At 46.2% G+C, this 21,096-nt stretch carries 20 protein-coding genes, 1 tRNA gene and 1 pseudogene; 9 read left to right on the top strand and 13 right to left on the bottom strand.

What is annotated here, in order from left to right; all coding sequences use genetic code 11:
• Positions 1 to 37: 37 nt before the first annotated feature.
• Positions 38 to 1,561: a glucose-6-phosphate dehydrogenase gene (gene zwf, locus ABWV55_RS07655; protein ID WP_353291500.1), complete on the bottom strand. Its 1,524-nt coding sequence runs from the start codon at positions 1,559 to 1,561 to the stop codon at positions 38 to 40.
• A gap of 153 nt (positions 1,562 to 1,714) precedes the next feature.
• Positions 1,715 to 2,986 carry an FAD-binding oxidoreductase gene (locus tag ABWV55_RS07650; RefSeq protein ID WP_353291499.1) on the bottom strand — a complete coding sequence of 424 codons (1,272 nt, stop codon included), beginning with the start codon at positions 2,984 to 2,986 and terminating at the stop codon, positions 1,715 to 1,717.
• Between the two features lie 228 nt (positions 2,987 to 3,214).
• Here ABWV55_RS07650 and ABWV55_RS07645 point away from each other — a divergent pair, with 228 nt between their 5' ends.
• Positions 3,215 to 3,679, top strand: coding sequence for an SRPBCC family protein (locus tag ABWV55_RS07645; protein ID WP_353292688.1), 465 nt, complete (start codon positions 3,215 to 3,217; stop codon positions 3,677 to 3,679).
• Positions 3,680 to 3,787: 108 nt separating this feature from the next.
• Here ABWV55_RS07645 and ABWV55_RS07640 read toward each other — a convergent pair.
• The 3 genes from ABWV55_RS07640 to ABWV55_RS07630 all read right to left on the bottom strand — a co-directional run bounded on the left by ABWV55_RS07640 (position 3,788) and on the right by ABWV55_RS07630 (position 5,199).
• Positions 3,788 to 3,860: transfer RNA gene (locus tag ABWV55_RS07640), tRNA-Glu, on the bottom strand.
• Positions 3,861 to 3,959: 99 nt separating this feature from the next.
• A complete protein-coding gene (locus tag ABWV55_RS07635; RefSeq protein ID WP_353291498.1) occupies positions 3,960 to 5,060 on the bottom strand; it encodes a histidine kinase in 1,101 nt (366 codons plus the stop codon).
• Positions 5,050 to 5,199, bottom strand: coding sequence for a hypothetical protein (locus ABWV55_RS07630; RefSeq protein WP_353291497.1), 150 nt, complete (start codon positions 5,197 to 5,199; stop codon positions 5,050 to 5,052). Before ABWV55_RS07630 ends, ABWV55_RS07635 begins: the two co-directional genes overlap by 11 nt.
• Before the next feature lie 529 nt (positions 5,200 to 5,728).
• Between ABWV55_RS07630 and ABWV55_RS07625 the strand changes: the two genes are divergently transcribed.
• Together ABWV55_RS07625 and pepN are read left to right on the top strand one after the other, a co-directional pair.
• Positions 5,729 to 6,331: a hypothetical protein gene (locus tag ABWV55_RS07625; protein ID WP_353291496.1), complete on the top strand. Its 603-nt coding sequence runs from the start codon at positions 5,729 to 5,731 to the stop codon at positions 6,329 to 6,331.
• Positions 6,332 to 6,531: 200 nt separating this feature from the next.
• Positions 6,532 to 9,135, top strand: coding sequence for an aminopeptidase N (gene pepN, locus ABWV55_RS07620; RefSeq protein ID WP_353291495.1), 2,604 nt, complete (start codon positions 6,532 to 6,534; stop codon positions 9,133 to 9,135).
• Here the strand turns inward: pepN and ABWV55_RS07615 are convergent.
• Positions 9,125 to 9,340: a transcriptional regulator gene (locus tag ABWV55_RS07615; RefSeq protein WP_353291494.1), complete on the bottom strand. Its 216-nt coding sequence runs from the start codon at positions 9,338 to 9,340 to the stop codon at positions 9,125 to 9,127. The two genes, pepN and ABWV55_RS07615, sit on opposite strands and share 11 nt — an antisense overlap.
• A 793-nt stretch (positions 9,341 to 10,133) precedes the next feature.
• Here ABWV55_RS07615 and ABWV55_RS07610 point away from each other — a divergent pair.
• Positions 10,134 to 10,859, top strand: coding sequence for an AhpC/TSA family protein (locus tag ABWV55_RS07610; RefSeq protein ID WP_353291493.1), 726 nt, complete (start codon positions 10,134 to 10,136; stop codon positions 10,857 to 10,859).
• Here ABWV55_RS07610 and ABWV55_RS07605 read toward each other — a convergent pair.
• Positions 10,844 to 11,401, bottom strand: a complete 558-nt coding sequence (locus ABWV55_RS07605; protein ID WP_353291492.1) for a rhomboid family intramembrane serine protease — start codon at positions 11,399 to 11,401, stop codon at positions 10,844 to 10,846. The two genes, ABWV55_RS07610 and ABWV55_RS07605, sit on opposite strands and share 16 nt — an antisense overlap.
• A 1,509-nt stretch (positions 11,402 to 12,910) precedes the next feature.
• Between ABWV55_RS07605 and ABWV55_RS07600 the strand changes: the two genes are divergently transcribed.
• Positions 12,911 to 13,126 carry a hypothetical protein gene (locus tag ABWV55_RS07600; protein ID WP_353291491.1) on the top strand — a complete coding sequence of 72 codons (216 nt, stop codon included), beginning with the start codon at positions 12,911 to 12,913 and terminating at the stop codon, positions 13,124 to 13,126.
• A gap of 67 nt (positions 13,127 to 13,193) precedes the next feature.
• Here the strand turns inward: ABWV55_RS07600 and ABWV55_RS07595 are convergent, their stop codons facing one another.
• From ABWV55_RS07595 to ABWV55_RS07585, 3 genes are all read right to left on the bottom strand, one after another.
• Positions 13,194 to 13,448 carry a DUF6737 family protein gene (locus ABWV55_RS07595; RefSeq protein ID WP_353291490.1) on the bottom strand — a complete coding sequence of 85 codons (255 nt, stop codon included), beginning with the start codon at positions 13,446 to 13,448 and terminating at the stop codon, positions 13,194 to 13,196.
• Positions 13,423 to 14,025: a DUF296 domain-containing protein gene (locus ABWV55_RS07590; RefSeq protein ID WP_353291489.1), complete on the bottom strand. Its 603-nt coding sequence runs from the start codon at positions 14,023 to 14,025 to the stop codon at positions 13,423 to 13,425. Before ABWV55_RS07590 ends, ABWV55_RS07595 begins: the two co-directional genes overlap by 26 nt.
• A gap of 1,131 nt (positions 14,026 to 15,156) precedes the next feature.
• Positions 15,157 to 15,378, bottom strand: coding sequence for a hypothetical protein (locus ABWV55_RS07585; RefSeq protein ID WP_353291488.1), 222 nt, complete (start codon positions 15,376 to 15,378; stop codon positions 15,157 to 15,159).
• Positions 15,379 to 16,365: 987 nt separating this feature from the next.
• Here ABWV55_RS07585 and ABWV55_RS07580 point away from each other — a divergent pair.
• From ABWV55_RS07580 to ABWV55_RS07570, 3 genes and pseudogenes are all read left to right on the top strand, one after another.
• Positions 16,366 to 17,415 (top strand): annotated as a pseudogene (locus tag ABWV55_RS07580) (hypothetical protein); the annotation flags it as partial.
• 243 nt (positions 17,416 to 17,658) lie between these two features.
• Positions 17,659 to 18,240 carry a 4'-phosphopantetheinyl transferase superfamily protein gene (locus ABWV55_RS07575; RefSeq protein ID WP_353291487.1) on the top strand — a complete coding sequence of 194 codons (582 nt, stop codon included), beginning with the start codon at positions 17,659 to 17,661 and terminating at the stop codon, positions 18,238 to 18,240.
• Between the two features lie 89 nt (positions 18,241 to 18,329).
• Positions 18,330 to 18,527, top strand: coding sequence for a hypothetical protein (locus ABWV55_RS07570; protein WP_353292687.1), 198 nt, complete (start codon positions 18,330 to 18,332; stop codon positions 18,525 to 18,527).
• 37 nt (positions 18,528 to 18,564) lie between these two features.
• Here ABWV55_RS07570 and ABWV55_RS07565 read toward each other — a convergent pair whose 3' ends face one another.
• Together ABWV55_RS07565 and ABWV55_RS07560 are read right to left on the bottom strand one after the other, a co-directional pair.
• Positions 18,565 to 18,705 carry a hypothetical protein gene (locus tag ABWV55_RS07565; RefSeq protein ID WP_353291486.1) on the bottom strand — a complete coding sequence of 47 codons (141 nt, stop codon included), beginning with the start codon at positions 18,703 to 18,705 and terminating at the stop codon, positions 18,565 to 18,567.
• Between the two features lie 414 nt (positions 18,706 to 19,119).
• Positions 19,120 to 19,596: a CBS domain-containing protein gene (locus tag ABWV55_RS07560; RefSeq protein ID WP_353291485.1), complete on the bottom strand. Its 477-nt coding sequence runs from the start codon at positions 19,594 to 19,596 to the stop codon at positions 19,120 to 19,122.
• Between the two features lie 17 nt (positions 19,597 to 19,613).
• Here ABWV55_RS07560 and ABWV55_RS07555 point away from each other — a divergent pair, with 17 nt between their 5' ends.
• On the top strand, positions 19,614 to 20,147 hold the full coding sequence (locus ABWV55_RS07555) for a CDP-alcohol phosphatidyltransferase family protein (protein WP_353291484.1): 534 nt from the start codon (positions 19,614 to 19,616) through the stop codon (positions 20,145 to 20,147).
• On the opposite strand, the gene ABWV55_RS07550 is transcribed toward ABWV55_RS07555, so the two are convergent.
• Positions 20,134 to 21,054, bottom strand: coding sequence for an NAD-dependent epimerase/dehydratase family protein (locus tag ABWV55_RS07550; RefSeq protein ID WP_353291483.1), 921 nt, complete (start codon positions 21,052 to 21,054; stop codon positions 20,134 to 20,136). The genes ABWV55_RS07555 and ABWV55_RS07550 overlap by 14 nt on opposite strands.
• Positions 21,055 to 21,096 lie beyond the last annotated feature (42 nt).

The following is a 21,096-nucleotide window of genomic DNA, read 5'->3' as shown; positions in this document are numbered from 1 at the left end:
ATGCGTGAGCGGTGATCCGAATAAAGACAAGGCAGAATCAGGGGCGTCGCCAAAGTAGTCCATCGCGGGCTAGCAAAGCATCAGCAGCGGCAGGACCCCAGGTACGGGATTCGTAGGGATGTATAGGCAATCGCCAAGGGCTGTCTTCAATCAGCTCAAGCAAGGGGGTATATAAGCGCCAAGCTGCTTCTACCTCATCAGCGCGGGTAAATAAAGTAGGATCGCCGAGCATGGCATCAGCGAGCAAGCGTACGTATCCTTCATCTGAAGGTTCTCCAAAAGATTGGTCATAGGAGAACTCCATGTCAATCGGTCGACTGCACATCCCAGAACCGGGAGACTTAACTTCGAATCGGAACCCCGCCCCTTCATCCGGCTGGATGCGCAAAATGAGCTGGTTTGCGGTGGGTCTACCGGTGGCGGCATCAAACAGATGCACCGGCACTTCACGGAAGGTGAGGACAATTTCACTAAGACGCTTGGCTAAACGTTTGCCGGTTCGGACATAGAAGGGTACGCTCTGCCAGCGCCAATTATCTATGAATAATTTCATTGCCACGTAGGTCTCTGTGGTGCTATTAGCTTCCACTCCCGGTTCTTGGCGATAGCCCATCAGGGGGTTGGCTCGGCTACCTCCTGGCCCATATTGCCCGCGCACACAGCAATTCCAAGGTTCCACCTCATCGGCAAGGCGAGCCGTCTGTAACACCTTGGCTTTCTCATTGCGGATAGCCTCTGGGTCGAAGCGCCCTGGCATTTCCATTGCTACGATTGCCAGCATCTGTGTCAGATGGTTTTGCACCATATCGCGCAGGGCACCAGAGCTCTCGTAGTAGCCGGCCCGCTCTTCAACACCTACAGTTTCTGAAGCAGTAATTTGGACACTTGAAATGTAATTACGATTCCAGATTGGCTCAAAGATGCTGTTGGCAAAGCGCAGTACCATAATGTTTTGGACGGTTTCCTTCCCGAGGTAATGGTCAATCCGAAAAATCTGATTTTCCTGGCCGCAGGTTTGGACTACTTGGTTCAGTGCTTGAGCACTCCTGTAATCGTGACCAAATGGTTTTTCAATAACAACGCGGCTACGCTTAGGATCCCTTAGCAAACCTGCGTCTGATAGGGAGCGACATCCACTGGCATAGAACTTAGGTGAAACAGATAAGTAAAATGTGCGGTTGCTTCGGGTAGCGCACCATCGGTCAATCTCCTTGAGGCGGCCACTCAGGCGGGCGACATCTTCGGGTTTTTGTAAATCGACTGGTTCATAAAACAGCTTGTTCACGAACCGTTTCCAGGCTTCGGGATCGTCTTGAATTCGTATTGCCAGAGCATCAGCCATCTTTTTGCGAAATTCCTCATCGCTCCAAGGTCTGCGGGCGCAACCCAAGAGAGCAAACTCACTAGGGAGCCGACGTTGTTCGAACAATTCAAATAACGCCGGCACCAGTTTGCGGTGGGTCAAGTCACCACTGGCGCCAAATATCACCAAACACTGTGGCGCGATAACGCGTTCCTGGCGAAGTCCAACCCGAAGCGGATTGGTGACCGTGGCGACCATAGAACTCAGGCTTCTGAGAAAGGTCTAGACGCGAAAGAGCAAATGCACACCGTCTAGCAAAATCTCATCCGAGTCTGAAATTGTTCTTATTAGCAACCCAAGAAAGCTAACCCCTGTAAGATTGGGCCGAAAAAGCTAACTTCACTATTGATCTTAATAGGTTTCAACATGCCAGCGATCAGCTTTTTTAAGCCGGGGACGCAAGTCTGACCAGTCCAACCCCTTAGCAGCGGCTGCTTTTGTCATCGCTTCATCAATCCCGGGTTCCATTCCTCGAAGACCACACATGTAGACATGGGTTTTAGGGTTTTCAATCATCGAGAAAATCTCTTCAGCGTATTCCAAAACACGGTCTTGGATGTACATGCGACCTCCTTTGGCATTTTGTTGTTCGCGACTGATAGCCTTGGTGTAACGGAAATTATCAGGGTATTGCCCGAGGTAATGGTTGAAATCAGCGTCGTAGAGCAAGTTAGCGGTTTTAGGTGCACCCATGAACAACCATGCTTTACCTCGGAATTTCCAACCGTTTGTTTTGCGCTCGCGCGACTCAAACATGCGGCGTAGGTAAGTACGCATCGGAGCAATGCCCGTACCTGTGGCTAACATAATGATATTGGCGTCTTCATCTTCAGGTAAGAGCATCTCTTTACCGACGGGGCCAGTAATTTTTACCTTGGCCCCAGGTTCTATTTCGCATAAATAAGTCGAGCAAACACCGTAAATTTGTTCACCAGCTTCGTTTTTATATTCGAGCTGACGAACACACAGCGAGACTGTATTATTCTGATAATTGTCACCATGACGTGTGCTGGCGATTGAATAGAGACGCAACTTGTGTGGCTTACCCTTCGCATCTTCTCCTTCGGGAATGATGCCAATACTTTGCCCCTCAACATATTCAAGATGGGGATTTCCTCCGGCAAGGTCAAAGGTGATGTGTTGCACCCGACCAATTGCACCCTCTTTGAGTAATGAGTAGTTCTCCGTCACCGTGCCCACGAATGGTGTCCTGGGCTTATAGATATTGACCGGAATGGTGGCGTGAGACTTCTTCTTCGGGACGCTAGATGCCATGGATTTTTTAGAGGCCACTTTCTTAGTAGGTGCGCTTGCAGAGGCAGCTTTCTTAGTAGGTGCGCTTGCAGAGGCAGCTTTCTTAGTAGGTGCGCTTGCAGAGGCAGCTTTCTTAGTAGGTGCGCTTGCAGATTCTACAAGAGTCGCAGGACGCCCTTGGCTTACTGGTGTTACTGAAAGAATCTGCGCTCCAGAGCTGGTGGTTTGCTTAAAAATCGTGGAGAGTTGACAAAAAGCCACGGTGTAAGTCTGTACCACAGAGGGGCGTGAGCCAGCTTGACGACCACTGGCAACAACAGTGAACAGGCCCGACGTGGAATAGCCTGACCCTGCTTGAAACACCCGCATTGTTAACGCTTTGCTTTTCTGATGGCGCGACTATAGACGTGGTCTTGCTTAATTTATACACTTTTATCGTCGTTTTGCACAAAGCCGATGCTTTCGGGAAGATCTTATTAGAATTGACCGGCAGTCTAGTTTTCTTTAGAAGCAGCAGCATTGGTCCCTCTTAAGGCACTTTTTCAGCGTGAGTCCAGCGCCACCACTTCAATTGAGAGCGAGACGATCGAACAGACGATGGAGCGTTTGCCCCAGGGCGTGCGTCGTCTTGCTGCCCAGTTGAGGACACCTTTAAGTTTCGAAGAATTATGGGGAGTGCTCACTGACTACGAAAATCTGTCTGCATTTATTCCAAATCTCAGCTCTAGCCGGCTCATCCAGCGTGATGGAGACACAGTCTGGCTTCAGCAGGTGGGCAGTCAGCAGTTACTAGGGCTGCGTTTCTCGGCTCAGGTTCAGTTGGAACTCACAGAATTTCGTTCCAAAGGTCTTCTCAGTTTCAAAATGGTGAAAGGAGATTTTCGGCGTTTTGAAGGTTCTTGGCAAGTCTGTAAGCTGTCGGACGGATGCTCTTTAGTCTACGGGCTTACCGTTCAAGGCTGTATTGGCATGCCTATAGCCTTGATTGAGGAGCGACTGCGTGATGACCTGTCAAGCAATCTCCGAGCTGTGATGTTGGAAGCCAAACGTCGTCAAAACTGAACTAGCAAACGCAATTACCTCGAGCTTTCGCCCCAAGAATACCCCTCCTAGCCAGGAGGGGTATTCTTGTTTTTACTAATTCGGATAAGTGATTTATCCGTTTTTTAATAGCCCCAAGGGGATTCGAACCCCTGTCGCCTCCGTGAAAGGGAGGTGTCCTAGGCCTCTAGACGATGGGGCCGAAGACGCGATTGAGAAGTGATCTCAACCTTTGTCCACTCTGTGAAGCTACGGGTCAGCCTAACCCTCCGTCAAGATGGCTTTGTCCCCGTTTTTGTTCCTATCCTTGCCAAATCGGTACAGTGAAAGTGAAGCAAGCTCCTTCATCTGGTTCTGAGACAACCCAAATTCGGCCGCCATGGACCTCCACAATCCGTCTACAAACTGACAGTCCCACCCCAAAGCCTGTAGTGCGATCCGAAGTTTGTGGTAACCGCACACGATCGAGAAAAATGCGCTGATGTTCTTCTTTGGGTATCCCAGGGCCACTGTCGCAAACGCTCACTTCCACCCATTGACTGGTTCGATGAAGCATAGCTAGAGCGATATGTCCTCCGTTGCCGGTGTATTTGAGAGCATTTTCCAATAAATTGAGCAGTACTTGGCGCATCCGGCGCTGATCGGCAAAAACTTTGGGAAGATCGCTTGGAATATCGGTCCGTATTTCCACGTTGCGACCAAGCCAAAGTTTTTCCAGTTCGAGGATCACCTCTGCCGAAACACTGGCCAAATCGAGTCGCTGAGGATTAAAGAGGGTTTCCCAGCGGGTAGTACCAACCTCCAAAAGGTCTTTTGAGAGAGCTTCCATCTCTTCAAGGCGTCTGGTGACGACATCCTGAAAGCGATCCATGTCGATCTGCCCTAGCCGTTGACTTTGTAGAGCTAGAGCCGCTGCTGTTAGAGGAGTGCGTAGCTCATGGGCTACCATTCGCAACAGCCGCTCCTGTGCATGAATGCGGTCGATAAGGGTTTCATTTTCCTGACGCAGGACTAGCAACTGATCCTCGAGCTGCAGCTCTTTTTGGGTTCGGCTGCCGTCGAGTTCAGCCGGTCGTAATCTGAGTCCCAGTCCGCTCACCACGCCGTCTTGTTTCCAGCGGGGAATCCACCCTTTGAGCTGTTCGAGGATATTGCTGCCTGCAAACACTTGTTTGGGAGACGGCACAAGCTTGACTAGAGCTGGCGTCACGATCAGTCGATGTAGCTCTAGTAGCTCCGGCTGTTGGGTTGGGTCTGCTACCTGAAGGGTAATTTCAAAACCGACATCTTCTCGCTCAAGGTAACTCACCAGACCACGCAAATCTTGGCCGGAAAGATGGTGACGGGCGGCTACTAGCAACAACTCCAGCTGCTGGCGTCCTTTAAGACCGTCATCGACCAAGGGGAATCTCGGCTACAAAACCGATGCTTACCTTATGGGTTTTTGACTGGATAACCATCTCTAATAGGATGTTTGTGGAAACTCCACCACATTTAACTAGTGATTCATGTTGTTTTTTGCGCAAAGCCGTGCGTTTCATCGTCGCTCCGCGAGACTATCAAAGTTCGCACAGCATGTAGATGAACATTAGCCTGTACCGCTGTTTCGATCTTAGTCATGACTTGTTTATACAGTCTCAATAATAATCCAATTCTTCAAATTAGGCATGAACCTAAGACTTTGATGTTAATCTAAATTAAGATGAAAACCATTATTATTTGAGCTAGTAATCACAAATACAAGTGCTGAGAGCTTTTAAGAGAAACCTTAGTAATAGCAAAAGAGTGCGAGTAAGATTATAATTTTGGAGGTAGTGGTTTCGATGCGGTCCTGCATATCTCAAATGTGAACTATAAGCACATTGAGTCATTAAATCAAAATCGCTATCAAAAAGTTTGTACCTAAAAATATAGCATATTTATATTCGTTGCGTATTACCACGAAATCTGCCGGTTGAATGTATCCTGTTGAAAATCACGACATCGGAATGAGTGGACATTAATTACATCATTTTTTAATTATTTCTTCTTTTAATAGAAACCGATTTGGATTAACTGTTCACAGATGGAATGATGCAATTTGAAGTGGCTAGCTCATTATTTCTGCCTGGTGTTCCAATAGAATCAGCATTGAAGGAACGTTCCAAATATCAGTCCCTATCGCTTCTATCTTGGTTCGTTAATCTAGCCTTGCAGTTGAAAGAGTACGTATTTGCAGTAGATAATTGCACTGAATTAGTGAGTATATTGAATTTAAAGGCATTTCTCTGCGTTTCAACTGCCACTCTGCAGGCTGCTATTGTACTAGGCAGTGTAGTACTTGTTCCACTCGCATCAGCTCTACCTAGAGCAAAGTCAACCCCTGTTACTAAAGATGAACTGCTAACATATTCATCCATGTCTGTAATTTCATTTTGTGAAGCCAGGGCACTTGATATTGATTTTGTTAAATCCATCAAGGTTGGCATCTCAGCCGAGGTGTTCACAATATTTCAAAAGCATGGTGGAAGAGCAGTTGAGTTAAATGAGCCCCTCGATAAAAAGCAATTTATTGCATCGTCTCAGTTTAGATTAGTCGGCAATGCTTTGCGTGCATGTCCAAATTTTGTACCACCAGAGCAAAAGAAAAAGTTCGAAGCAATGTTAGAACAACTTAAAAGAACAATGAGGTGAAATCAGATTTTTTGCTCTTCAGTATGCTGAACTTATGCATCTCAAGATTTTTAGTAAAAACTTTTTATCTTAATATTAATAAAACAATTTTAACCTAAATCCAACTTGGTTTTACTGTTTTATTGGGCACTAGCATTTTTCCATTAGGCGATTGTCTTGTCACCTCGCCATGATGAAGTGTGTTTACCCTGGGCGTTCTTATGGTCGTTGTTGCTCCCATCCATTTAGAGGACTACACACCCTGGGCTTTCAGTCTTCCTACAATCGATCTAGATGTAAACATCCAGTCTGATCATGTTGTTGTGAGTAGCCGTTTTGAACTGCAGCCAAAAATACCTGATGCATTATTACAACTACGCGGTGTTGACCTAGTAATCGAGGCAATTGCCATCAATGAAGTACCCTTATGTTCCTCAGATTGGGTATTTGAGGATGACCTTCTCACGATTGCAAAGTGTCCGAAACGTTCGTTCATTTTATCAACTCGCTGTCGAATTAATCCTTATAACAACAGCTCGCTAGAAGGTCTTTATGCTAGTTGTGGGTTGCTTAGCACACAGTGCGAAGCTGAAGGATTCCGTCGGATTAGCCTGCATCCCGACCGTCCAGATGTGCTCAGTCGATGGCGGGTACGAATCGAGGCGTCACAAACTAGTTTTCCTGTGTTGCTTAGTAATGGCAATGTTGTAACCGAAGAGTTTTTAGGGTCAGATCGTCATGCGGTGATTTGGGAAGACCCTTTTCCAAAACCATCTTATCTCTTTGCTTTAGTGGCTGGTGATTTGCGTGAGGTTCGCGATGTTTACATTACGGCTTCAGGAAGAAATGTAACGCTACGTATTCATGTAGAAACCGGTGACGAGGTCTTTACAGATCATGCCATGGCATCATTAAAGCGATCGATGGCTTGGGATGAGTCTGTCTATAACCTAGAATATGACCTTGATGAATACAACATTGTTGCTATACGTCACTTCAATATGGGTGCGATGGAAAATAAAAGTCTCAATATCTTTAATTCAAAGCTTATTCTTGCTGATGCTGAGACGGCAACTGATACTGAGTTAAAGCGCATCGAAAGTGTTATAGCCCATGAGTACTTTCATAATTGGAGTGGTAATCGGATTACCTGCCGAGATTGGTTTCAGCTTTCCTTAAAAGAAGGACTCACTGTTTTCCGTGATCAAAGCTTCACGGCAGATTTACATTCAGCTGCAGTGAAGCGTATTGAAGATGTCGTAATGTTACGCAACGCGCAATTCTCCGAAGATGCCGGCCCTACCGCTCATCCAGTAAAGCCATCTAAATATCAAGCAATAGATAACTTTTATACGACAACAATTTATGAAAAAGGGGCCGAATTAATCCGGATGCTTCACACCTTACTGGGTAAAAAGCGCTTTATGCGTGGGATGGCGACCTATGTGAATCGTTTCGATGGAATGGCTGCTACCACAGAAGATTTTGTACAGGCCATCGCTGATGGTGCTTGTTCTAATGGTCAACCGCTTGGTTTTGATCTGGAGCAGTTTCGACAGTGGTATTACCAAGCGGGCACACCCCAATTGAAAGTGGAATATCAATGGAACGAGGCGCTTGGACAGATGACGGTCCAGTTTAGGCAGACGACCTTACCCACCCCGGGTCAGCTCGAGAAACAACCGCTTGTGTTGCCGTTGGCAGTGGCTCTAATTGGTCCTGAGGGAAGAGTTGGCGAAGAGCAGTTAGTGGTTATGGAAAGCGAAGCAATGACTATCAAACTTCAAGGCGAGGCAAACGTCCCTGCCCCGGCACTGTCTTTGCCACGCCGTTTTTCGGCTCCGCTAAAGATCCAGATAGAACAATCTTTGAAGGAAAATCTGCAACTTTTAGCTATGGATGACGACCCGTTCTGTCGCTGGAACGCGGGTCAGAGCCTAACTGGCCAAGTTATTCTGGCACGAGCACGAGGTGAACGCAAACACAAAGTAGAAAGCGCTCTGATTAAGGCAATAGCTCAGCGAATGGCTGCTTGTCGACCCAAGGAGAGTGCTGATCTAGCTACGCTTCTAGCCCTGCCAGGCATGGCCGAGTTAGAGGCCTTGGAGACCCCGGTGGATCCTTTGACTCTCTACAAAGCCATGCGTTCATGGATATCGGAGCTTGGTCGCCAACTCCAATCTCCTTTGAATCATCTGTTGAGTTTCAGTCGTCGCGACTGGTCGCTGGCCTGGCCCGAAGGCCAGGGGGGCCGTGCGTTGACAGGCTTGGCTTGGAGTTGGCTGATAGCAGCAGGTGATAAGGAAGCCCGTCGCGAGGCGCTCGAGGCGGTTGCTGGTCCATCAATGACCCTAGCCCGGGCAGCTCTACGTGCCTTGCAGCCACTTGAGTTAGTAGAGCGTGATCAAGCTCTTAATTGCTTTTATGAGAGATGGCACAACAAGCCGATCATCTTCGATGCATGGTTGGCACTTGAGGCCTCAACTCCGAGGGTGGATGGACTCAAGCGCGTACAGCAACTGCTAAATCATTCCCATTTTGACCCTCTGGCGCCCAACTCGCTGCGTGCAGTACTCGGTGGTTTTGCCGCCAATGTTCCTGCGTTCCATGCTTTAGATGGCAGTGGCTATCGGTTTATGGCCGATCAGGTGGCCGCGATAGATACCCGCAACCCGATTACGGCTTCCCGCATGGCGAAGGTATTTAGTCGCTATAAAAGTTATGGTCTTGAGCGTCAGCAAGTAATGCGCGAGGCAATCGACCGGTTGGCTTCTCACACTCTTTCCATTAATACTGCTGAAGTGGTACAGTTACTTAGCCTGTAATGATTACTAGGATGATTACAAGTACCATTAATCCCAAGATCCATTTCCAGCTGCGTGAGCCAGGCTGTTTGGATTGACGGAGTGACGTTTGTCTAACTCGGCTTCCGACGGCTAAACCGCAACCCTGGCAAATTAGTCGACCAGCCATAGAGCGATCTGCACGAAAGTGACGACTTCCACAGTTTTGGCAAACACTATTAGCCACAAGTTCTGTTTAGTTCAGTATTAGATCCTTTTAGGTTATTTTATTAATACTACTAAGATAGTAGCACTCCTAGATCTTCAATTAAGTACATAAAAATTTATAGCAGAGTAAGGATTTTAAGATATTTCTGTATAAGAAATTTAAAATCAAATAGTTGCTAATATTTATTGATAAGATTATTCTATGGGTTAGTAAATATAAGAATTATATGTCGAATTCATAATTATAAGCATTAACTACACCGAGAGAGTTCTTTATTTTTCTTTCTGATATATAGATCTATCTTTAATTCAGCATCAAAATTATTTTGTTAATTTCGTTGATATTATCTAGATATTTGTACGATAAAACTTCTTCAGAAAACTGATTTTCATCATCTTTTTAGAAAGAAAAATACACATTTGTTCTAAATTAAAGAAGCATTTTTTACTGCAAAAAATCTTAATGTAATGTAAATTTAACTTTTAAATTAGGTTTGTGTGATTACAAACTAATAAAAAGAAGAATAGCATATAAGATTACTTCTTCCCTAAATATTAACAAAGTAGCAGAATATATAAATTCTTAAACAAGGATTAATGTTTGATTACTGTTTGTTTTATAAATAATCTTACTCTATGCTAGGATGATGAGTAGCCTAGATTAAAAAACAAACTGTGATAAAATAGTTATTTTAATGGTGAGTAATTTAATATAGGTAGCTGATGGAAGTAGAGGTTTTTAGTTTGCTCGATGAGGCACTCATTATGTCGTCGTTTACACGTTCCTTATCAACATCATTTTGAATAGAGCTATGAAAACACCAAAGCCATTGCTTAATCGAATTGCTCAAATTAAAGGTATGGAAACTGGCAGAAAGCGCCTTATAATTGTGACAGGGCAACTTGGCGATTTTGACTCCCTTGAATACGCCCAAGTACTCGTGCGAAGGTTAGATCAATTGCAGGATAGGGGAATCAAGGTGCAAATGCTAGCGATTGGAACTAATATTGGCGCCAATCGTTTCTGTGACTTTACCGGCTTTCCTCGCCAGCAACTAGAGGTTAGTGCTATTCCTACATTGCATGAGGACTTGGAACTTGAAGCAGGGCTGAAGCTGCCAGGGGGTCCATGGCTTGGGTTTTTATTAATGTGTGCTGGTATTAGATCACCAGGAACATTACAAGAAGTTTTGCGTGGTTACACCGGCGATCGCAGCGCACCACAAATATTTACTGACGATGATTTGGTACAGGCCTTGCCATTCTTAACATTTCGTGGAAATGCATTCCGCTGTGTAGGTGGCGACGGTTTCCAGCGGCCGTTTGAATTGGCCACTTGGCGACTTCGAAATATGAGTGAGGTTTTGAGACATTGGCGCACCTATGTGCCTTGCGATGACTACATCACCCAACGTGGCGCCACTTATTTCTTGGATGTTGACGATACTTTGTTATATAAATATCGTAACCAGAGTCTTCTCAAATACTCCGAGACAATGGCCACACCTTTAGCATTTTTGGATCAATATTTTTTATGAGAGTCCGCGCTGTTGGCTCTTTCTTGCCGGGTCAAGGCAGATAGTAGACCAGCTCCAAAACCAGCAGCATGGCTAACCCAGCTTATATTTGCTGGTGATAGGCCAGGAATAAGAGCTATGAGTGTGGGGCCATACAGCCAAAATGTTAATGCGCTTAGGAAAATGGAGCCAACTCTTTTTTCAAGCCAACCAACAAGCAACAGATAACCGAGCAGCCCGTAGACTACACCGGAGAGTCCATGACTACGGGTTGGCCATAGAAGCGCAATCGGCATACTAACGAACACTACGGCGACCCATATAAAAATGTAATCTCTGATGCCTCGCGTTAACACTAGCCAACTTAGAGTCAAGAAAATTATGCTGTTAGAAATCAGATGCCCAAAGCCAGAATGGCTAAATGGTGCTGTAATTACTCTCCACCAGGGCAACCCTGATCCCATAGGCAAATTCCAGGTTCCGTTAAATACTATTTGATCGATTAATTCTTGAGTCCAGGCCATTACCAGCATCAGAATTGGTAGCAAAAACCAATTACGCATAGTGAAAAAGCGATGATTTTCTTGTCTAATTTTTGATGGAGGAAGGTGTTGATGGTTTTCGGTTATTATTGACTGCACAGAGCTCTGTGCAATATTAACTAGGCTAGGATGGTACCCGATGCCAATCAGCAACCCAGAGATATAGTGCACAATTCTTAGAAGTAGGCGTGCTATCAACATCGTCTTGAATAAAATTTTTTACTTAAAAGCGATTTAAGCCTACTAATCTAAACCTAGTAATAACTTTTTAGCCTGGATGCTATATAAGCTTATTCAGCCACTTGAGATAGCTCCATACTTACTTAGAGTATATCCTAGTTGAGAAATAATCTTAATAATGCCATTGGCTATGTATGGGCCTGGGTCAGTTGTGTATGAACCCTGCAATACATTAATTGTTGAGAAGCAGCGTTATTTCATGGCTGTACTGCCGCCCTTCTAGTTACTGTGGCCACTGAGTACTCTACATTTGCGCTAAATATGATTAGAAAACAGTATTTTACCTTAGTTAAGTGATATTAATAAGTAATCAAATAAATTAGCATCTTCAGAATTAACTTTTGTATTATTAGATTGATTTACTTTACTCCTGCATCAATAAAAAGTTAACAGCCTATACTAACAAGGACGCTACAATTACAGACTTGGAAGATAATTGCATTTCGGAATCTGTTCTAGTTACCTAATTGATGATAGCGAGACAATACCGTCGGCACTAATAGTAAGAATTATATTAGCAGCGACAGTCTATACGAAGGCTGAAAATGATGGGTTGATCTTTATCTACTCATCAGGTCATGTGCAAGGCCCACACCTATAAAGTATCCTATTAATATCCTTTAATACCTCTTAAAATAAAGGCTCGATATTGGCTTAGTCCCCTCTCTGATGCCCGCTTGCAGCAGCTATTTGCATCTTCATCTGGACTATGATGCCAGCGGACTCGATACTTGCTCATCTGTTTGGCATAGACAGATAACTAAGAATTAAGTATTGTTGCCTAAATACAATGTGGTTATTTTCTCAGTTTCATTTGTTTTAGATATATCCGATGGCACTAGTGAGACAGCATACTTTGCATGACCATGCGCCAGCAAATGAACCCTTGTCATTGCGACGTGAGTACGCTTTCTCGGCACGGAAGGCGCGCAATGCGCTTAAGCGTAAGCATTGTTAAGTGTTTTGGCGTATTCCGGATCACACGTTTCTCGGCTGGACCTAACGATAAAGGGTATGCAATCGACTCATAGCGCTTCTCAAAGATGCAGCGAAGCAGCTATGGCTCGGCATTTTCAACCGCGAGGGATTTGCTCTTCTAGGTACATGACCCCTCCGAAAATCTGCATCTTTATGGAGAGGTAATTTCCTAGGGATTAGAGTTACACCCCTTACGGCGAGCGTAGAGACGGCGGCAAGCATAATCTTCCGATATCCAAGCTCGTTCCACGAGCTTGGAATTTCTGGGCGGACCGCTACGTTATAGCCTCTGTGCGTGAACCAGCGCCAGGTATGAACTCCAACGCTAGGATTGATTCATTGCAGTTGATGTTGACAGATCTACGCACGCGTAACGAGCCGATCCGGCACAAAGCTGCATTCCGGGGTTGCCAACCTGAACTTCAAAGATTGGTAAGCCGTCTAATAGAACAGCTTGAGAAGGAACTCTTCGATGAGAAACAATGCTTTCGCGAAGAAGCGCGTTCATCTGTTGGCAAGATTGATTGAAAGTTTATATAAATCAATATCTATCGAAACTAGTTTCTTTAGTAGAAATCAATTAATTGGATATTTTTCAAAGTCTGGGGTCATCTTGCAGAGAATTGAACTGGTAAGCTGCAGGAACTAATATCAAAAAAAGGCACCACCAAATGCCGACTGCAACAGCAGCCGGCAAACTGATCCAAAATCGATGGAAAACAATCCAAGACCCAGCAATTACGATTACGCCCGTTAACACGATCGACCAAGGTTGACACCACCAAGGCTTGAGCTTCCAAAAAGAGGCAGGTTGGGAGGCTTGTTTAGCGGAGAGCTTGGAGATCACCACTGGCATGGAGCATAGTGAGATCGTCGTAGCCACCAATGGCTGTACCGTCTATGAACACTTGAGGAAATGTTCGCATCCCACTACGGTTCTGGACGTTTGCAAATGTCGCGTCGTCATTCACTGTCGTCACAGAGTGGGGCAGATTCAAACTGCGCAACAGGCGTAGAGCTCGACTACACCATGGACATCCTGGCAAAACAGCGATCTCCAGTCGAGGCTCACTGGAGATCGAAGCTTTAGTCGGTTTCTTTTGATTGAGGATGCCCACCAGTAGGTCAGCCCCCTTCTGCACCAAAGTGCCACGCTCGAGGTGACCACCCCAGACCTGACAGGCGCTATCGGAGAAGCTGAGGTGAAGGTGAACTGATTCAGGGCTGATGGTGCCGTTCAGCGTGATTATTTCCAAGTCACCCTCAGAAACGGTAGGCTCCGATTGCCCCGGACATCGAAAGGCTGCGCGGCTGAGATTGCCAACGATTCCCAGTAGAAACCCATTAAGGCCTTCGTTTCGGGCCAAACTTTCCAGACTGAGGCGTAGGTCACTGCCAGGTACAAGCTTCAGTGGCAGGGGACGCATGGCACCTCGAAAATCTGCTTAAGGGTACGTCTAGATGTTGTTTCCAGGCGTAAGCCGATTAAAAACGCGATCATACGTAGAGTCCGCTTTTTAGTGTTGAGCATCAGATCTTATTGCTTTTTCAAGGTTTTGTTCGCTACCCTCAGTAGAACATGGTGGGAAACGTGTTCGATAAACCACGCGTGTGATTGTTGTGGACACCTGTCGGCTCCTAAGCGTGTTAGTTGTGAGTCTCTCTCATGATTTTATAAACGATTTCAAGTGGCATGCCTTGGGCTAAGATTGCGGTGATCCTGCGTCTTATCGCTTAAAAGCGGCACCGCATTACCATAACTTCCGCTGTTGATTAATCTAAAAGTTTGTTAATAACGAATTAGATTTGCTGCAAACCTTGTGGTTTTAAATCGATACATCTAAAAGATTCTAGGGCAGATTGCCCGTTTTGAGGACAAAGCCATAGGTTTCTTCCGTAAAAATGAATGATGCTGGTTGCACGGCAAGCCAGAGATTTTCTTTGATGTAATAGTCGGCCGATCGAAGATCAAGGCTTCTGTTGCATCCAATAAAATTGTATTAACTCCGGTTGTCAGATTTTTATCTGGGTGATGCATTATATTTTCCTGCTTGGTCAATTCAACTCCACTTGTTCCTTCAATGACTACCACTCGTTGCTGTTGAAACTAAAGCGGTGTGTTAATTGCGATCTATATAGCTCCTGACAGAAACACAGTGAAGGTAAAGATTAAGGTTAACGTGAATGATGACAAAGCAGTTCGAGAGACCAACATTCATATGGCGGCAATTACTCGCCCTGTACAGGTGATGAGTGTTTTGTCCTCGTAATCTACAGCGGTAAGTATGACGAAAGCAAGCCACACACCAATTGGCGATGGCTGGTAATTAAGCTTTGGGGAATCGGTTGCTATTTGACAAATCAAATTATACTAGCCATTGCCAGTAGCACACCAAACGGAAATCAATGCTCAAGACAGATAACTGACGCGGAGTAATGCTAAGTGGACCCAATCATTAGTATATTAGTTACACCTTCACCAATAAAAGCGGTCTTTTTTGTAGGGTTTCTTACCGCACAAAGTCGCAAATTCGGCTATTGACGTCGACCACTTTGCGCTAGACGTCAAGACCGATTCCCTCAAAGGAAGTGTGATGTGCTGCTCTGGATAGCAGGTGGTAGGGATCACTGATACCTACTTGCAACCTGCGTGCCTGCGCTAGCACCCCAGTCATAAGAAGAGCGGCTAGAACAATATTATGTTTCCCTATTGGAAACACTGCATGGATGCAGCGGGGCATCTTGGGTTCAGGATGCCATGAAATGCAAGATTTGCCCATTCGCACATCAAGTTAATGCTGAGACAGGCGACGCACAATCACAGTCATGGCAACCAAAGAAATGGCTAAAGCTATCAGCAGGGCGATTGTCATCAGAAACTCAGATACTCTACGAGTAGCATCAGCCTGGCACCACGGTGTTTGAAAATTACCATTTGTCTACTGGTGACGTTTGGACCCAAAATCGCTAACGCTGGGTCAGAGTAGCCCTTGAGAGGACAGCAAGGCATAGTGTAGGTTCTTAGCAGGTTGTTATCCGATGATCGTTGGGTCTAAGATGGTGCACGAGATGGGTCAGGTTGGCTTGTTTCTCCGAATGATTACTTTCCATATCTAGAACCGAGGTGGAGATGCTCATTATTGTTTGTCGAAGAAAAGGTTCTAACGGGGAAAAGACTGCGCTCTGATGTTGGTTGATCTTTTCAATTTTGATTACGGCGAAAGTTTTTCAACCTCACAGTGTGCCTTTACTCAGATAATGGTGATTGTAAAACTCTCAACCTATTTTTGCCATGTGCGACGTCCTGGATGGAGATTCTTTTAAAAGATCTAGTCTGTGCCAGTTTGGATCTGACGTCATTGTTGCTAGAGATATTGAAAACATTGGTCGGATTTCTACGAATAGGGGTCCGATGTTTATTTGTAACGTCTACACTCACAGTGATCTGACTTGACGAAAACTGGTTGCGACAACTGTCTGCGAATCTCGGTTACCTTTGGTTAAGCTATGTATCGAGGGTGTGACTATAACCTAACTAGCTAAATGTTTGTGACCGTTTTCGCCCAGTAGTTTAGTCCTAGAGCCGCTCAGATTGATTGCATTTGCTACGCTTTACCTCCGATTTAGAAAATCTGTATCCAAAGATTCTCTTCTACAGGTAGTTGACGGAAATCACAACTGCGACGAGCGTTACCAATGCCAGCGTGTGGCCGATGATGCCATTACTTCTTGGTCAGACTCATTCCCAAAAAGCTGAGGGCCTCAAAATCACTACAGTCGGCACTTTATCAAGGCGTATCACTAAATGCTGGCTACTGCTAGCATCACCAGTCATTATTTTGACCGGTCTTGTCATCTTGGCCCCGGGCGACCCAGAACAGTCAGACGAAGATAGTAGGAATCCGGCTACTGAAGCTGGCCATAATCAACATACTTCGCCGTTCCGCTATATTCCCGATGAGGAAGTTTACGCTCTCAACCTGGACCCTAGCCGGGTACGTTTCAGTCTATTGGAAGGCTGGGATATGGAGGAATATGCCTTTCAAGACAGCTCGGCTTTGGCCTACGTGTCAGGTCCAATGTACGAACTCCATACTGATGATGCGGGGCAAGAAATTACCCTCCCACTTGGTGATCTCAAATTTGGACCTGAGGTTTGGCGTGGACGCAACCGGGCCGCGGCTCGCCAACGTGCCTTTATTGGCATCCGACAAGACGGCAATGTTGACTTCGGCTATGGAGAGCTGACAGATGCTCGCAGTGATGCCTACGACACCTTTATTGGAGGGTTGCATAGCCTTTACAACGATCTTAAAAGCCCACCAGAGACCTACAAAGGGGCATACAGCGTCAGTATGGGACAGCGTATTCGCTACTACCTACCTCGTATCCGTATGGTGATGGGCCTTCGCGAGGATGGCCGTCTAGAGGTTCTGATGAGTAGGGACGGCCTCACCCTTGAGCAGACAAAAGAACTCTCTCAGCGTCGCGGTTATCTCGCGGCGTATATGCCCGATCACGCATCTAAAAGTCGTTTCATCATTCCTGGTGACAAAGGCTTTACCGAAGATGATGCCAATTGGATCAGCGGTGGTGCCACAAGTTTTGTGCATGTTCCTTACATGCTTCGGCTCAGTCTCCGTCAAATACAGCTGCGCAACAATTTTATGGTCGGACTCACTCCCAAGTTGGTTGAACAAACTTCTTGTGAGAGGATTCTAGATTGCATTCAGATGTTTGGCGGCCACTTAATGGATAAAGCTTTAGCTGGATTGAACCGAGTAATGGAGCAGGGAGTAGACGCTTGGTCTAGAATGAGCGGGATTTCATCTTCCAACATAAAACCCCGCCAAAATCGTTTTAATGCTGCCGTTACATCGAGCTAGAGAGCCTGTCTCTGCGTGAGGTGCCCGTCATCAGCGATCCATCAGCTCTGCATAAGAGACCAGCTTTACTTCCTCTGGATTTGCTGAAAGCTTAGGCGATGCTCCACTCTCGTCAGAGCTTCCTTCGCTGGATTTGATGCTGCCGAAATCCCTGCTCTCTGTAAGAAGCCAATAGTGAGTTTAGAATGGGAATCGCTGGAGGGAGTGGCCTTAGGTTATCAACCTTTGTTAAGTCAGTTGCCTTGGCTCCCAAACCGAGAGGAACAAGCTTATATAAGCGAGCAGCTTACTTTGCGCTTGTTTAGCGCTGCAGGTTTGGAGATTGAGCCAGCAGAAATTGGCCGCACTATTTATGGTAAACCTCAAATCAGATATCGTCATGATTGTATATGGAACTACAATATCGCTAGTACCGGATCGATCACCGTTGGTGTGTTGGGAATGAGGGCAATTGGTATTGATGTTGAAGCCGAGGATCGACGCATCCAAGCGGCACCAGAACTATTGCTGCAGCGGATGTTTCGAACAGAACAGGATGCAGCGGCATGTTTAGAACGATGGGACCTAATACAGCTCTGGACCATTAAGGAAGCCGTACTTAAAGCCAAAGGTTATGGGCTAAGTGGAGGACTTTTAAATGTTGCTATTGATCCGTTGAGCGGCTCGGCATGGCTCTTTGGTCAGCGTTACTCGCTTACGACATTACGTAGCCGGAATTGTCTGATCACTATTGCTGAGGAGGAGGTTCAAGGTTAATTCAATCGATTGTTGCAAGCGTTCTCGAGCTTCTTTTGATTGAATCATGGGTACCATAAGGCAAACTGTTGAAAGTTCGAATCATCACTATGGCGACCGCTGCAGAAAAGAAGATCATTACAAAAAAGCGCCTACAGGAACTACGTAACAGATGTCGAGATCACTATAACGTCGTGGCTAGTGGAACAATGCCAGAAGTTATTGATGTTCGAGAAACTAATCAAAAGCTTGAAAAACTTGTTTTACTTCTTGATGGCAAAGCCAAATGGGATGACGTAAATGTATGAGCTTTGATGTCTGTTCATCAGCTTTTTGACGGCTGTGCTAGATCCGAACCACAGTTGTAGTGGTCGGATACCAACCATAGGGGCGGAGCTTCTGCAACGCTTTGCAACTCCTGAGGCGATTGACACCGTTCAGAAGATTATTTCGGCAGAGAAAATGCTCCAACCCAACGGTCCCCACAGCCCAATATGCTGCCGGTCAGCGGTATAGACTCTTACTTAATTCGCATATTAACACAAGTAATGAAACAATCCTCAATCTGGTTCATTTTTTGATGGCTTAATCCTTGGTTAAAGGAAGGATGCACCCTCTAGGCTGGGTTTAACCCACGAAAATATAATTATCTTGAAGTAATTTGGTTTGATATGTTAAGAAGCCACAATGGTCACGACAATGGGTACACAAAAATGCCAGGGCGCAGAAGCAGAATAGGGAATCTAACCCTTGCAGTTTCTTGAACGAAGTGCGTGATTTCAGTTTCTGTATTACAGAATCGAGAGTGATTAGGTGGAAACTCTGAAGGTGGGTGATTTAATTTAATTCTTCGCGATTATCTCACCCTGACTGCAACTATAGTTCGCGAAGGCGTCTAATTTAGTTAGACTGTTGGGAGGCGATAGCACGTACTACATCTCCTCGTGTGAGCACACCAACCAATCGTTTCGATGCGTCGAGAACAAACAGACGCTGCGTGCCCCTGTTATGCAGCATTAGTGCTGCTTTTGGTAATTCTAATTCCCCAGAGCAACTATGGGTGTCATGTTGCATCAGTTCGCCAACTGTAGTTCCGAGTACTTGGTGCACTTGTTTATCCCAGTTGAGCGGATTGCGTAGATAGATCACACTATCTAACAGCATTATGTACGGACCAGCGTCGATCCCGCTTTCTCGCACCATCAAATCTTTTTCACTCAACTCACCGACCAATGCTCCATTGGCATTCACTACCGGAAGACCGCTTATATGGTGGTCACTAATTATCTGCACCGCATCCTGTAGCGAGGTTTCGGCTCTAACACTGAGAACGGGTTGGGTCATTACGTCGGCGACCTTCGTCAGCTGCAAGAACATGATTCAGAACAATTTGCATGCATTCTGCGCCGTTGTCTCTTTTCCTGCGTTCACTAGCCGATATTCTTACTTTGGCCAGGGCCATTGCTGGATTTCCCCTGATTATCGCACTACAACAGGGGTGGATCGTGGGGGCCTGGTGGCTGTTGTTGTTAGCGAGTTTGAGCGATGCCGCTGACGGCTGGTTGGTCCGCCGCGCCGGTGGTGGTACTAGTTGGGGGGCCAGGCTTGATCCCCTCACCGATAAGGTATTGCTATTGGCGCCACTTCTTTGGTTGGCAACCAGCGAGACCTTCCCACTCTGGGCGATATGGACACTTTTAGCCCGTGAACTTTTGATTTCTGGATGGCGTGCTGAAGCCAATGATGGTGCACCGGCGTCAACCAGTGGAAAGGTTAAAACAACACTTCAGTTTATCAGCTTATTGTTGCTGCTCTGGCCGCCTACGTGGTTTGGTCAACCAACACTAGTTGCGTTAGGGTGGTGGCTGTTTTGGTTATCATGGATACTGGCCTTGATATCTGCCGCCGATTATCTCAAACCCCGATGAGGCTAGCGTCAGGGCTAAAGTCGGGTGTTGACTTAGGCGTCAAGGCGTAATCTTTAGTGTAACTGTCGAGCAGACCGGCTGCAAGGTCGAAGCGTGGCTTCCAGGCAAGCTCTCTCTCGGCGCGACTGACATCCGTGAAGAAATGGTTCAATCGCAGCGGAAACGCTTTGCGCGCTTTTGAGTCTAAGCTAGAGGGATTGAAAGGCCGTAGTTCAACACCATTAGGATCCTTTCCACAGGTCAGAGCGGCCAGCCGAACCAGGCCTTTAAATGTGACACCACGCTTCCCTGAGCAGTTATAGATGCGGTTGGTGGCTGCTTCCACATCGATGCAGCGAGCCATTGCCTCCGCAAGATCGTCAACGTGGCCTAGTTGGGTAATTGTGGAACCATCGCCGGGTAGGGGTACCGGCTGGGCGTAGACAATTCGATCGAAAAACCAACGCTCAATTGGATTGTAGTTTCCCGGCCCATAGATGTAAGTAGGCCGAAAGCTCGTGAAAGGAATACCTTCAGCCCGTAGCCAAGCTTCAGTATCCGCTTTGCCAGCGTGACGGCTTTTGGGATCCGTAGGGCTGTCTTCATTTAGTGGCCATTGGCTTGATGCGGCGTAGACCCCGGCTGAACTCACATACACAAAGCGATGCTTGGGAACGCCGGTAACCATAAGAACTCGACGGCTATCGTCCAGTGTTCGACCAGAACTGTCAACTATCACATCGAAGTTACGGCCTCGAAGTGCGGCGAGCCCCTGACTATTGCTGCGGTCACCATTGAGATTCTCGACGCCTGCGGGAACTGGATGTATTCCGCGAGTAAATAGGGTGAGCGCATGGCCCTGGTTTAGTAGCTTCGCCACCAAAGGCCTGCCGACAAATCGGGTTCCTCCCATCACCAAAATTTGCATGACGTTGAATCTTCGGATTAGTCAGCACAAGAGTGATGACAA

Source organism: Synechococcus sp. M16CYN (genome assembly GCF_040371545.1).
Lineage (GTDB): Bacteria > Cyanobacteriota > Cyanobacteriia > PCC-6307 > Cyanobiaceae > Parasynechococcus.
The sequence above is the reverse complement of the archived record's forward strand: the minus strand, read 5'-3'. Positions and strand labels throughout refer to the sequence as shown.

Bases quoted from the DNA above. Each gene is read 5' to 3' on its own strand.
- zwf (WP_353291500.1), bottom strand. From the start codon at position 1,561: ATGGTCGCCACGGTCACCAATCCGCTTCGGGTTGGACTTCGCCAGGAA.
- ABWV55_RS07650 (WP_353291499.1), bottom strand. From the start codon at position 2,986: ATGCGGGTGTTTCAAGCAGGGTCAGGCTATTCCACGTCGGGCCTGTTC.
- ABWV55_RS07645 (WP_353292688.1), top strand. From the start codon at position 3,215: ATGGAGCGTTTGCCCCAGGGCGTGCGTCGTCTTGCTGCCCAGTTGAGG.
- ABWV55_RS07630 (WP_353291497.1), bottom strand. From the start codon at position 5,199: ATGAAACGCACGGCTTTGCGCAAAAAACAACATGAATCACTAGTTAAA.
- ABWV55_RS07625 (WP_353291496.1), top strand. From the start codon at position 5,729: ATGATGCAATTTGAAGTGGCTAGCTCATTATTTCTGCCTGGTGTTCCA.
- pepN (WP_353291495.1), top strand. From the start codon at position 6,532: ATGGTCGTTGTTGCTCCCATCCATTTAGAGGACTACACACCCTGGGCT.
- ABWV55_RS07610 (WP_353291493.1), top strand. From the start codon at position 10,134: ATGAAAACACCAAAGCCATTGCTTAATCGAATTGCTCAAATTAAAGGT.
- ABWV55_RS07605 (WP_353291492.1), bottom strand. From the start codon at position 11,401: ATGCGTAATTGGTTTTTGCTACCAATTCTGATGCTGGTAATGGCCTGG.
- ABWV55_RS07600 (WP_353291491.1), top strand. From the start codon at position 12,911: ATGAACTCCAACGCTAGGATTGATTCATTGCAGTTGATGTTGACAGAT.
- ABWV55_RS07590 (WP_353291489.1), bottom strand. From the start codon at position 14,025: ATGCGTCCCCTGCCACTGAAGCTTGTACCTGGCAGTGACCTACGCCTC.
- ABWV55_RS07585 (WP_353291488.1), bottom strand. From the start codon at position 15,378: ATGGGCAAATCTTGCATTTCATGGCATCCTGAACCCAAGATGCCCCGC.
- ABWV55_RS07570 (WP_353292687.1), top strand. From the start codon at position 18,330: ATGGCGACCGCTGCAGAAAAGAAGATCATTACAAAAAAGCGCCTACAG.
- ABWV55_RS07560 (WP_353291485.1), bottom strand. From the start codon at position 19,596: ATGTTCTTGCAGCTGACGAAGGTCGCCGACGTAATGACCCAACCCGTT.
- ABWV55_RS07555 (WP_353291484.1), top strand. From the start codon at position 19,614: ATGCATTCTGCGCCGTTGTCTCTTTTCCTGCGTTCACTAGCCGATATT.
- ABWV55_RS07550 (WP_353291483.1), bottom strand. From the start codon at position 21,054: ATGCAAATTTTGGTGATGGGAGGAACCCGATTTGTCGGCAGGCCTTTG.